At 63.4% G+C, this 10,894-nt stretch carries 12 protein-coding genes and 1 pseudogene; 8 read left to right on the top strand and 5 right to left on the bottom strand.

Annotated features, from left to right (window positions below; all coding sequences use genetic code 11):
- Window positions 1-313: 313 nt before the first annotated feature.
- The 3 genes from ACX80M_RS08300 to ACX80M_RS08290 are packed head-to-tail and all read right to left on the bottom strand — an operon-like array spanning window position 314 to window position 1,753.
- Window positions 314-499: an SDR family oxidoreductase gene (locus tag ACX80M_RS08300; protein ID WP_252604011.1), complete on the bottom strand. Its 186-nt coding sequence runs from the start codon at window positions 497-499 to the stop codon at window positions 314-316.
- Window positions 456-989, bottom strand: a complete 534-nt coding sequence (locus ACX80M_RS08295) for an SDR family NAD(P)-dependent oxidoreductase (protein WP_459309377.1) — start codon at window positions 987-989, stop codon at window positions 456-458. Before ACX80M_RS08295 ends, ACX80M_RS08300 begins: the two co-directional genes overlap by 44 nt.
- 53 nt (window positions 990-1,042) lie before the next feature.
- Window positions 1,043-1,753 carry a universal stress protein gene (locus ACX80M_RS08290; protein ID WP_459309376.1) on the bottom strand — a complete coding sequence of 237 codons (711 nt, stop codon included), beginning with the start codon at window positions 1,751-1,753 and terminating at the stop codon, window positions 1,043-1,045.
- Window positions 1,754-1,873: 120 nt separating this feature from the next.
- Here ACX80M_RS08290 and ACX80M_RS08285 point away from each other — a divergent pair, with 120 nt between their 5' ends.
- Complete coding sequence (locus tag ACX80M_RS08285) at window positions 1,874-2,566, top strand: NADPH-dependent F420 reductase (protein ID WP_308293027.1); 693 nt, start codon at window positions 1,874-1,876, stop codon at window positions 2,564-2,566.
- Between the two features lie 45 nt (window positions 2,567-2,611).
- Here ACX80M_RS08285 and ACX80M_RS08280 read toward each other — a convergent pair.
- Window positions 2,612-3,169 (bottom strand): annotated as a pseudogene (locus ACX80M_RS08280) (transposase); the annotation flags it as partial.
- 227 nt (window positions 3,170-3,396) lie between these two features.
- On the opposite strand from ACX80M_RS08280, the gene ACX80M_RS08275 reads away from it, so the two are divergent.
- Complete coding sequence (locus tag ACX80M_RS08275) at window positions 3,397-4,077, top strand: response regulator (protein ID WP_252599435.1); 681 nt, start codon at window positions 3,397-3,399, stop codon at window positions 4,075-4,077.
- 2 nt (window positions 4,078-4,079) lie between these two features.
- On the opposite strand, the gene ACX80M_RS08270 is transcribed toward ACX80M_RS08275, so the two are convergent.
- Window positions 4,080-5,675, bottom strand: a complete 1,596-nt coding sequence (locus tag ACX80M_RS08270; RefSeq protein WP_308293029.1) for a GAF domain-containing sensor histidine kinase — start codon at window positions 5,673-5,675, stop codon at window positions 4,080-4,082.
- 283 nt (window positions 5,676-5,958) lie between these two features.
- Here ACX80M_RS08270 and ACX80M_RS08265 point away from each other — a divergent pair, with 283 nt between their 5' ends.
- The 6 genes from ACX80M_RS08265 (at window position 5,959) to ACX80M_RS08240 (ending at window position 10,524) form a co-directional block, all read left to right on the top strand.
- Window positions 5,959-6,426, top strand: coding sequence for a pyridoxamine 5'-phosphate oxidase family protein (locus tag ACX80M_RS08265; protein WP_252599436.1), 468 nt, complete (start codon window positions 5,959-5,961; stop codon window positions 6,424-6,426).
- 6 nt (window positions 6,427-6,432) lie between these two features.
- Complete coding sequence (locus ACX80M_RS08260; protein WP_459309375.1) at window positions 6,433-7,437, top strand: zinc-dependent alcohol dehydrogenase family protein; 1,005 nt, start codon at window positions 6,433-6,435, stop codon at window positions 7,435-7,437.
- 76 nt (window positions 7,438-7,513) lie between these two features.
- Window positions 7,514-7,981: a universal stress protein gene (locus tag ACX80M_RS08255; protein ID WP_252599438.1), complete on the top strand. Its 468-nt coding sequence runs from the start codon at window positions 7,514-7,516 to the stop codon at window positions 7,979-7,981.
- A gap of 197 nt (window positions 7,982-8,178) precedes the next feature.
- Window positions 8,179-8,481, top strand: coding sequence for a universal stress protein (locus ACX80M_RS08250; protein WP_252599439.1), 303 nt, complete (start codon window positions 8,179-8,181; stop codon window positions 8,479-8,481).
- Window positions 8,468-9,343 carry a universal stress protein gene (locus ACX80M_RS08245; protein WP_459309374.1) on the top strand — a complete coding sequence of 292 codons (876 nt, stop codon included), beginning with the start codon at window positions 8,468-8,470 and terminating at the stop codon, window positions 9,341-9,343. Before ACX80M_RS08250 ends, ACX80M_RS08245 begins: the two co-directional genes overlap by 14 nt.
- A 125-nt stretch (window positions 9,344-9,468) precedes the next feature.
- A complete protein-coding gene (locus ACX80M_RS08240) occupies window positions 9,469-10,524 on the top strand; it encodes a zinc-dependent alcohol dehydrogenase family protein (RefSeq protein WP_252599441.1) in 1,056 nt (351 codons plus the stop codon).
- The last annotated feature ends 370 nt before the right edge of the window (window positions 10,525-10,894 follow it).

The following is a 10,894-nucleotide window of genomic DNA, read 5'->3' as shown; positions in this document are numbered from 1 at the left end:
GCACGTTCCATGCTTGTTCATCGGATAAAACTGTTGCCGGACGTTCATCACTTTCCATGCCATGACCTCCTGAACACTCGGGACGGCCCTCCTGCCTAATAGAGAGGGGCAGGAAGCCGTGATGGCGAACGTTGAAACTGGGAGGCGAACGGTCCTGGCAGCCAAGGTCCTGGTAAGGGCACTGCGGCGACCTGACCGCCGTCGACAGCGCAGCCTTCACCGGAAGGGTCTGTTTGACCTCATCATTGCCACAACCGGCGGATCTGCCGCGCGCAGCGTGGACACCGTACCGTCGTCCAAGCCCAGAGCGATCCTATGCTCCGGTGACTGGATTGTGCGCAAGCCCGGCAGTTTCTCCACCGTCAATGACGAATTGGGCGCCGGTGACGAAGCTGGATTCCGCGCCCGACAGATGGAGCACCAACTCTGCGATTTCCTCCGGTCGGCCTACCCGATTAAGGGCAACGTGCGAGGTAGTGAGTTCGAGACCCTCGGTCATGGGGGGTCAGGACGGCGCCAGGGTGCACCGAGTTGACGCGGATGCCGTAGCGGGCGAGGTCCAGTGCTGCGCTCTTGGTCAGCCCGGTGACGTCGAATTTCGACGCCGTATAGCGGGCCGACGGTTGGATCAGGAGGATATTGCCGGGGCGAACTGCTTCGGCGGGGATGTCTTCCGGCGGCAGGCCCCGCAGTTCGCAGTGGGCTGTGTGCGGCACGCGCTCGGGCAGGGACTTGAGTTCCCGGGTGGCCCGGCCTTGGGCGATCTCTTCCAGGGCTTCGCCTCCAGCGAGCATGAGTACGATGATCAGGGCTGCCACGTACTCCCCTACAGCCACGGTCGCGGCAATGGCAGTTACCGCCAGGAGATCAATCCCCCAACGGCCGCTGCGTAGCGCCTTGACCATGGAGCCGGACCGGATGATGGCAACCACAATGGCGTAGGCACTTGCTGTCCATCGGGCTGCCGGGTCCTCCCCCAGTGCCAGCAACAACCAATAAGCTGGCCTGTGCTGCGTCTCGCATGAGCACATCGGCAGGCGAGTCATCCGATTCCAGCGCTTCGCGGACACGGAGTCCCGGAAAGAGCTCCCGGATGCGGCCGGCTGCTTCTGAGATAGCCGGCTGCTTCTGAGATAAGTGCCCGGGGATCAGGCTCACGGCTGTGACCTATTCCCGTCCTGCCTCCTGCGTTGGCTGGAGGCAGCGTTTTCGACACCGCATGCAGCACTGTCAGTCCCTCTCCGGTCCGGCTCGCCTCCTCCGCCGCCATCTTAAGGGCAATTTCGGAGTCAGCCGATCCGTCGACGCCGACCACCACTCCGATATGGTTCGTCGCCGCTGGCGCGGGAATGACTGCGACGGGACTCCGGCAGAGGACTACTGCCTGAAAGCTTACCGACCCGAAACCCTCCCCTCGCCCGTCTGCGGAACGGTCCGAACCGAGAACCACAATCTCGGCGCCAACGGACAACAGGCTCAGCATCGGTGCCGGCTTGCCCGGCTGCCAGCTGGTGAGGATTTGCAGCGTCGGATGCCGCGCGGCCAGCCGGTCACGCGCAAGGCCCAGCAGCACCTGCGCCTCGGCCACGGCCTCCACGTACTGCGCCGGCACCCTGTAGTACGAGGATTCGGGCACCACCCGCACCAAATGCAGCCGGAGGCCTAGCCGGTCCGCCCTCTGCGCAGCCCAGTCCGCAGCCCCTCCGCCTGTGCTGGAGCCATCAACCCCCGCCAGGACCTCATGCGCCTTCAACTCCTGCTCCCTTCATCACACCACTTACACCACAGTGTCTCGCTGAAGCACTGAACGGCCAGTGCCTTAAGCCCCCACCGCCTCCGGGGCTTTCGTCCCTATTGCCCGAACCGACTAACAATGTCTACTGGATGGACAAGCAGATCGCGGCGTTTCCAGCAAGGGAAGATCATGACCAACATCAGCATTCTCGGCAGCGGACACATGGCCCGCGCACTCGCCACGGCGATGCTGCGAGGGAACAACCCGGTACAGATTCTTGGCCGTGACGGCTCCAAAACACGGGATCTGGTCGAAAGCCTCGGACCCGGTGCCACAGGAGGCGTGACGGGGGCCGCCATCACAGGAGCAATAATCTTCCTGGCCATCCCGCACAAGGAAGTCCATAACGCCCTCCTGGAAATCGGCGACGCTCTTGACGGCCGGGTCGTCGTAGACATCAGCAACACCGTGGACGTCACGAATTTCGATCGGCTGACCACGGAGCCCGGCACCTCCGCAGCCGAAAATACAGCCCGGCTGTTAGATGGACGCGCGGATGTGGTGAAAGCATTCAACACCACGTTTCCCACCACCCTGGAGGCTGGAAAGGTCGGCGGGCAACATCTGGACGTTTTTATCGCCGGCGACTCGGAGCAAGCCAAAGAGAAAGTCAGCGCCGTGGCAGCGGCCGCAGGACTCAGGCCCATCGACGTGGGGCCGCTTCGGCGTTCGCGCGAACTTGAAGCCTTCATGCTGGTTGTTATGGGCCTGCAGGTCAGCCCTGAGCACCAGCACTTCAACTGGGACACCGCGCTCAGGATTTTTCCATAGAAAAGGGTTGCCTGATGATCCCGCCTTCAGGCATTCAGCGCGGGTGATCGCCGCGTAGACCTCGTCCAGCGGCCGGTTCTGCCACGCGGCCATCTCCTCGACCACCCGGTCGGTGATCCGGGAGACCGTCTCCTTCGACACAGACGTACCGTAGATCTCGGCGAAATGGGCGCTGATTTCTCCCGTGGTCAAGCCCTTGGCGTAGAGCGAGAGGACCATCTCATCGACCCCCGTCAGGCGGCGCTGGCGCTTCTTGACGATGACCGGCTCGAACGTGCCTTCCCGGTCCCGCGGCACGTCCACCTGCACGGGGCCGGCGGTCTCCGTCAACACCGTTTTCGGGCGCACCCCGTTGCGGGAGTTGCCAGTCTGTTTACCGGCCGTATCGTGCTTTTTATATCCGAGGTGCTCGGTCATTTCCTCATCGAGCGCAGTCTCGATCACGGTCTTGGTCAGCTGCTTGAGCAGACCATCGGGACCGGTCAGGGACAGGCCCTGTTCCTTCGCCATTCTGACCAGCTCGCGGGCAGCGTCAGCCTCGGATATTTCTGTCTTCTTCTCAGCGGTTTTCGTACTCGGCACAGCCTCAAGTGTTGCGGCCATATCGGGCTCCTCCCCGCCAGGCTTAACGCCCGGCGTGTCGAGCCGGATACACCGTTATTTCCACAGTCCCTTCCCCGGTTCCGCGGGCAGGGGTAGGGCCATTGGTCATACCCCGCCGCGCCGGCCGGGTCATTGGACCCTTGTGGCGATACCGTCCTTCCTCAAGAATGAGTCAGTCGCAGACGTGACACCTCGGTACCGGTTGGAACGGGTACACAGAAAGGAACATGATGAACGCCTCGACAGCATCGGAGCAATGGACTGAATCATCCGACGACGGTATCCGGGTGTTCATCCTTGACGACCACGAGCTGGTACGGCGGGGCCTTCAGGACCTCCTGGAAAGCGAAGGTTTCGTCGTCGTCGGCATGTCCGGGTCTGCCGCCGAAGCGGCACGTCGGATTCCGGCGCTGCGCCCGGACGTGGCAGTACTTGATGCCCGGTTGCCGGACGGGACGGGGATCGAAGTGTGCCGCGATGTGCATTCGGTGGATGAAACGATTAATTGCCTGATCCTCACAAGCTACGACGACGAGCAGGCGCTGCGGGGCGCGGTCCTGGCCGGGGCCTCCGGGTACGTTCTCAAGGAAATAGGCGGTTCCGCCCTGATCGGTGCCCTGCGCCGCGCCGCCAAGGGGGAATCCCTGTTTGATGCCGACCTGAAGGCCCGGATTGTTCAGGGACTGGCAGAACCGGAGCGCGTGGACCCAAAAATCGCGTCCTTGACCCGGCAGGAGCGCAGGGTGCTGGAGCTCATTGGGGAGGGTCTGACAAACCGCCAGATCGGCGAACGTATGCTTCTGGCGGAAAAGACAGTCAAAAACTACGTCTCATCCCTGCTTGCGAAGTTGGGTTTTGAACGGCGGACGCAGGCCGCGGTCCATGTGGCGCAGCACCATGAACACTGACCTCAGAAAACTGGAGCCGTCCATGTCAGTGCTGTTCCCGTTTCCGGGGAGCTGGCGACCTCGAAAGTGCCGCCCAGTGAGGCGGCCCGGTGCTGCATGTTCGTCAGGCCGGTGCCAGGCGAAGGCACGCTGAATCCTGTGCCGTTGTCCTGGATCAGGATGCCGACAAGACTGTTGTCCACGGAAACCGACACGCGGATCGAATCCGCTCCGGAGTGCCGGACGGCGTTGCTCAGCCCCTCCGTGATCATTGCCAGGATATTCAGGGCGGTTTCTTCATCCCGGATCGCGTCGATGGGCCCCGTAAGAGTCAGCAGGGGGACAAACGGCAGGGACTGCGCGCCGCTACGAACCGTCTGGAGGACACGGCTGCTGAGGAGTTCCTTCGCCGTGGCGGAGTCACTCAGCGAATAGATGGTGTTGCGTAGCTCCCGGATTGTCTCGTCCAGTTCGGCGGTCACAGTCTGGATGGTCCTGGCTGCGGAGTCATCGGACATATAACGTCGGAGGCTTTGGATGCTGAGCCCTGCTGCGAACAGGCGCTGGATGACGAGGTCATGCAGGTCGCGGGCGATCCGGTCCCGGTCGGTAAACACGGCAAGTTTCTCCCGCAGCCGATGCGCACGCGCCAGCTCGAGCGCCAGTGCGACGTGCGATCCGAACACGGGACCCATCTCCAGGTCCGTCGTACTGAACGTCCCGGATTGACGCTCCCGCAGGAGGAGCAGTAGGCCGTGGTGGGTGCCGTGGGCGCTGAGGTCGATAACCAGGAGCCGGCTCGTGGCCAGGTCACTTCCGGTGCCGAGGGCAGACGATGCGTCTTCAATCACAGCGGCGTGGCCCGTGGCGAGAACGGTGTCCATTTCGCCCGAGTCAAACGACAAAAGCCGTCCGACCCACTCCGGAGCATGGTTCCCCGCACCTCCGGCGATCCGGTACAAGTCGGGAGTGTCCTCCTGGACCAGGATGAGGGCAAGGGTGGAACCGGACTCCTGGAGTGCTCTGGCGGCGATCATGTCCAGTCCCCCATTCTGGCCCTCCGGCGTCTCCTCGTCGCCCATCATTTTGTTGGTCACATCCATGGAGGCCTGAAGCCATGCGGTTCTGCGCCGGGCATCGTCATAGAGCCTGGCGTTTTCGATGGCGACGCCGGCGGCTGCAGCAAGTGCCTCGGCCAGGTCTTCGTCTTCGTCTGTGAAGTCGCCGCCGCCTCTCTTATGGGTCATGTAGAGATTGCCGAACACAACGTCCCTCACTCGGATCGGCACGCCCAGGAAAGATTTCATCTGCGGATGATTCTTGGGAAACCCGTAGGCATCCGGATGCTGGCTAAGATCATGCAGCCGCAGCGGCTTCGGATCGCGGATCAGGAGGCCAAGAACGCCATGTCCTGTGGGGAGGGGGCCAATCTGACGGGCGAGTCCCTCATCTATCCCCACAGTGATGAAATGGCTCAGGGCACGGTCGCCTCCAATCACTCCCAAGGCCCCATAATCAGCCCCGAGAAGGTGGCACGCTGAACTGACCACTCTGTGCAGCACCGCCTCCAGGCTAAGATCCTCGGCCAAGGCAACGACGGCACTTAGAAGTCCTTGCATCCGTTGCTGGTCGCTTACCATTTCCCCGGCACGGTCAACAAAGTCGGTACGAAGTTCGTCGATTCGAGGCCCGGCAACGGGTTGCCGGGCGCCCGTACTGGTGGGGTGTATGGGCTCGTTCAATGTAACCCGCCTTTCGATGGACATCCACGCGGGCCGGCCTGCCGGCTGCAGCCGGTGCACACAGACTACCCCTGCAGGGGAGGTTCATCCAGCACCGCAGGTTCGGTGAGGGGTCTTTGTGCCCTACAGCCGGTCGCACCTGCTCCGTATGATCGTGGCCATGACCCCAGATGCATCGATACCGGAGACCGCCGTGCTGCCAACTGAAGAGTGCTGGCGTTTGCTGCGGGGCGACTCCGTGGGCCGCCTTGCCGTGTGGGTGAACGACCACCCCGAGATCTTTCCCATCAATTACAAGGTTGACCATGAATCACTTGTCTTCCGAACAGGTGCCGGCACCAAGCTTGCGTCCGCATTGGGCAAGCTGGTGGCGCTTGAAGCCGATGGTGCTGACACGGATGGGGGCGTTGCCTGGAGTGTCGTCGTGAAAGGGCCGGCCACAGCCCTCACCCGTACCCCTGAACTCCTTGACTCCGTAGGACAGTTACTGTTCCCCTGGGAGACAGGCCCCAAGGACCATTTCCTCCGTATTGTCCCGGAGAGTGTCAGTGGACGGCGTTTCAAGATCGCCGCCCCGTTGACCTGGGGCGGTCCCTTGGATGAGGCCACCCGCGCCGGACTTGAATGACCAGTCATGAGGGCATGGTGGGTTGAAAAACCCGGCCCCATCGTGTCAGGTCCGTTGCGCCTGGGCGAGCGCCCTGATCCATCGCCGGGGCCGGGCGAGGTCCTGCTCTCGGTTCGTGCATGTGGTGTATGCCGCACAGATCTTCACCTTGCTGAAGGAGACCTGCGGCCCCGTGCTGCTCGACGGATCCCTGGCCATGAAGTGGTCGCCGAGGTGGTGGGGCTCGGAGCTGGCAGCTCCCGGTTCCGTCTTGGCGAGCGCGTGGGGGCAGCCTGGCTGGCCCGTACGTGCGGCTCTTGCCGCTTCTGTGCCGGCGGGTCAGAGAACCTCTGTCTCGCCCCGTCATTCAACGGCTGGGATGCGGACGGCGGCTACGCGGAGCTGATGACCGTCCACGAGGATTACGCGTACCGGATACCCGAAGCATTTACCGATGAGCACGCGGCGCCCTTGCTGTGTGCCGGGATCATCGGTTATCGGGCGCTTCGTTCCTCCGGCCTTCCGCCGGGAGGCAAACTCGGCATTTATGGCTTTGGCGGATCGGCCCACCTGACGGCGCAGATGGCTATCTACGAGGGTGCAAGCGTCTATGTCATGACACGGTCGGCGGCGGCGCAGAGGCTGGCCCTTGAACTGGGGGCAAAGTTCGCCGGGCCCGCTGAAGCAGTCCCGCCTGAGCTGCTGGACGCGGCCATCCTCTTCGCTCCTGCGGGCCGGCTGGTACCAATCGCGCTTCGAGCTCTGGACCGCGGAGGAACCCTCGCCGTCGCAGGCATCCACTTGAGCGACATCCCGGTCCTGGACTATCAAAAGGACCTTTTTCAGGAGCGCCGCCTGCGCAGCGTCACGGCCAATACCAGAGCCGACGGGCGGGAACTCCTCGCGCTGGCAGAGCAAATACCGCTCCGCCCCACCACTACCCCCTATCCGTGGACAAAGGCAGACCAGGCATTGCTGGACCTGTCCCTGGACCGGTTCACGGGGGCCGCAGTGTTGCTTCGACCAGCCTGAGGCGCCGCCGGAAACCGTGTGCCTTCAGTGACCTTCGGCCCTAGGCCACCGCCGGATCCTGGGGGAAGGTACTGCCATGAGTGATAACGATCGCATCCTTGTCGGAATCGACGGTTCCGAATACTCCCCCGCGGCGCTGCGCCTCGCCGGGCGCCTGGCGTCCGCACTGGCCGCACCGTTGCACGTCGTCACATGCCTGGGCTTCTCCGACTTCTACCTGCCCGCGCACCTGCCTCCGGGTTACATCGATACAACGGCCGAGCTTGAGGCCATCGCCAAACGCCTCATGGAACAGGCCATCGACAGGGCCTACGGCGCGGAGCGCCCAGAACATCTCACGACAGCTGTCAAAGTGGGATCGCCTGCGAAGGTCCTGGTTGACGAAAGCCGCAACGCCCAAATGCTCGTCGTTGGTCGACGCGGCCACGGCGGCCTCTTTGGCCAGCTCATGGGCTCCGTCAGCGCAGCGTGTGCAGCCCATGCGCACTGCCCTGTGCTGGTGGTCAGCCAGGAGGCCGAGGAACACGATGCCACCGGCGGCTGAACTGCCGCCAATCGTGGTGGGCGTAGACGGAAGCGCTCCTTCCACACTCGCTCTGCGCTGGGCGGGCGCATTGGCGCCGCTGCTCAACGCTCGTATCCGGGCCATGTTCCTCCTAGCAGTTCCAGATCGCCTTCGGCACTTTCACCCCGGTTGTCTGGAACCCCGATGAAGAAGCCCGGAAAATCTGTGCCGAGGCAGTGGCCAAGGCCTTCTACGGTGTTCCTCCTGCGAGGCTCGAAATGGTGGTGTCCCAAGGGCCGGCGGCCAAGGTCCTAGTCGAAGAAAGCAGGTCTGCGCACATGGTTGTAGGGGGCAGCCGCGGCCACGACGGATTTGAAGGGCAGCTGCTGGGTGCGGTGAGCGCAACGGTGGCTGAACACGCAAAATGCCCAGTCCTCGTCGCGCATGGCTCAGACCTGCCGGCAGGGATTTCGATTGCTCCCGGGCAGGCCTCCGTGGAGGGCGGCGGCAAGGCCGGGTCCAGCCATGCCCTCCCCTGACCGCGTGGTAGTTGGCTACGACGGATCGGCTGAGGCAGCCCTGGCTGTGCGCTGGGCTGCACGGCACGCGAAGTTTTTGGACTGTGAGTTGCAGGTGGTTCATTGCTCACTGTGGCCGCTGCTGACCAGCGACCTTGGACCCGTCAAGGGCATAGAGGGAAGCGGGCTGCAACATCAGGCGCAGGCCATCCTTGATGAGGGGAAAGCTGAGGCGCTGTCAGTGGCGCCCCGGGTCAGGATCCGGAGCAGCCTCCTGTACGGACTTCCTGCAGGCCATCTCCGGCGGATCGCGGAAGATGCGCGGATGCTGGTTCTTGGCAGCCGCGGGATCGGTGGATTTATGGGACTTCTGGTGGGTTCAGTAAGTCTGGAACTCGCGGCGACGGCGTCCTGCCCCGTTGCGGTCATCCGGTTCGATAAGAACCCGGAGGGGCGCATCGTGGTGGGAATTGACTCTTCCGGGTCGGCGGGCGTCCTGAGTATTGCCTGTGCCATGGCCAGTGCTACGGGAGCGGACCTGATGATCATCCACGTCATCCGGTCCCATGACCGCACAGCCCACGAGGCCGGAGGGGGCCAAGGAGCGGCCCGTCGCCTCCTCCTGACGGCCGCTCACGACGCCAGCGGTCTGGCTTCGGACGTGACTATCAGCCAGCACGTTGCCCAGGATACTTCCGTCCCGCGGGCGCTCCTTAATGCTGCCCGTGGTGCCGCCCTCATCGTCGTCGGAAGCAAGGGCCGGGGGCTCCTCAGAGGAGCTATCGGGTCAAATGCCCACGCAGTCCTTCACCACGCCACGGCCCCTGTCCTGATCTCCCGGCAACTGGAGCCCGGCGGGACCGCGGGCAATGTGGCGACCTGAGCCGCCGCCGTCGGACTTCCGGGACTTTTGTCCCTTACCGGCGAGGCAATCGGGCGTCATCGTTGAGGTGGAGCAGCATTCCGCACGCCGTGGAACCCTATCAACAGCAACAGGCAGGAACGGTTATGAAAGCTATTGTTTACGGAGGCCCAGGGAAGAAGTCCTGGACGGAAGTCCCCGATCCGGCGATCCGGAATCCCACCGATGCCATTGTCAAGGTTGACACCACCACCATTTGCGGGACGGATTTGCACATCCTCAAAGGGGATGTGCCGGCCGTGACGGAAGGAAGAATCCTGGGCCACGAAGGAGTGGGAACCATTACTGAGGTCGGGTCGTCCGTGACTAGCCTGAAACCGGGCGACCGCGTGATCATCTCCTGTATCAAGTCCTGCGGCCACTGTGCCAACTGCAAGAGCGGCCTCTATTCGCACTGCATGGGCGACGAGGGTGCCTCGGGCATCGGCTGGGTCTTCGGCCACCTGATCGACGGCACGCAAGCCGAATACGTGCGGGTCCCATACGCCGAAAACTCCCTCCATCTGCTGCCCGACGGTGTAAGCGACGAGCAGGCCGTCATGCTGTCGGACATCCTCCCCACGGGCTTCGAAATCGGGGTCCAGTACGGCCGGGTCAAGCCCGGCGACACGGTAGCGGTGGTCGGGGTGGGTCCGGTCGGGCTGGCCGCAATCGCCACCGCCGGGCTCTACGGAGCGGCGACCATCATCGCCATCGACCTTGACGCGAACCGCTTGCAGAAGTCCCGCGAGTTTGGCGCCACCGAGGTCGTCCTGTCAGGCGACGCCGACTGGAAGGAACAGGTGCTGGGCCTGACCGACGGCCAGGGCGTGGATGTGGCCATCGAGGCAGTGGGCATTCCCGCGACCTTCAGCATGTGCACGGAGATCGTCCGGCCGGGCGGGAATGTCGCCAACGTGGGGGTGCACGGCAAATCAGTGGAACTCCATGTGGAGAACCTCTGGATCCAGAACATCAACATCAGCATGGGACTCGTGAACGCCAACACCACTCCGATGCTGCTGAAACTCGTGGCCCAGAAGAAGCTCCCGGCGGAAAAGTTTGCAACACACCGCTTCCGTTTTGACCAGTTCATGGACGCCTACGACACCTTCGCCCGGGCCGCGGAGACAAACGCCCTGAAAGTAGTGATCACCGCATGAAAGGCTACGTTGTTTACGACTCCGCATACGGGAACACCAAGGCGGTTGCAGAGCCATCGCACAAGGCCTCAAACCTATCCGCGCTGCAGCGGTTTCCGTGACGGACTTCAACCCCGGGAACCTGTCAGGCGGCGATCTCCTCATCGTCGGCTCCCCCATCAACGGCTGGCGGCCCACCCCCAAAATCACGGTACTGCTGGCGCAGTTGGGCAACGGCCGGCTCAGGGCATCAAGGCCGCAGCGTTCGACACCCGCGTCCGCTTCTTCATCCATGGCGACGCCGCCAAGAAGGTGACCAAACTGCTCACGGAAGGCGCGCCCACGCCATCGCCCGCCCCGCCCCGTTCTACGTCCGGGGCACCGAAGGGCC

This window comes from Pseudarthrobacter sp. MDT1-22, assembly GCF_054511035.1.
The sequence above is the reverse complement of the archived record's forward strand: the minus strand, read 5'-3'. Positions and strand labels throughout refer to the sequence as shown.

Coding starts and splice junctions, on each gene's coding strand:
- ACX80M_RS08300 (WP_252604011.1), bottom strand. CDS start 499: ATGACCGAGGGTCTCGAACTCACTACCTCGCACGTTGCCCTTAATCGG.
- ACX80M_RS08285 (WP_308293027.1), top strand. CDS start 1,874: ATGTCTACTGGATGGACAAGCAGATCGCGGCGTTTCCAGCAAGGGAAG.
- ACX80M_RS08275 (WP_252599435.1), top strand. CDS start 3,397: ATGATGAACGCCTCGACAGCATCGGAGCAATGGACTGAATCATCCGAC.
- ACX80M_RS08270 (WP_308293029.1), bottom strand. CDS start 5,675: ATGCAAGGACTTCTAAGTGCCGTCGTTGCCTTGGCCGAGGATCTTAGC.
- ACX80M_RS08265 (WP_252599436.1), top strand. CDS start 5,959: ATGACCCCAGATGCATCGATACCGGAGACCGCCGTGCTGCCAACTGAA.
- ACX80M_RS08260 (WP_459309375.1), top strand. CDS start 6,433: ATGAGGGCATGGTGGGTTGAAAAACCCGGCCCCATCGTGTCAGGTCCG.
- ACX80M_RS08255 (WP_252599438.1), top strand. CDS start 7,514: ATGAGTGATAACGATCGCATCCTTGTCGGAATCGACGGTTCCGAATAC.
- ACX80M_RS08245 (WP_459309374.1), top strand. CDS start 8,468: ATGCCCTCCCCTGACCGCGTGGTAGTTGGCTACGACGGATCGGCTGAG.
- ACX80M_RS08240 (WP_252599441.1), top strand. CDS start 9,469: ATGAAAGCTATTGTTTACGGAGGCCCAGGGAAGAAGTCCTGGACGGAA.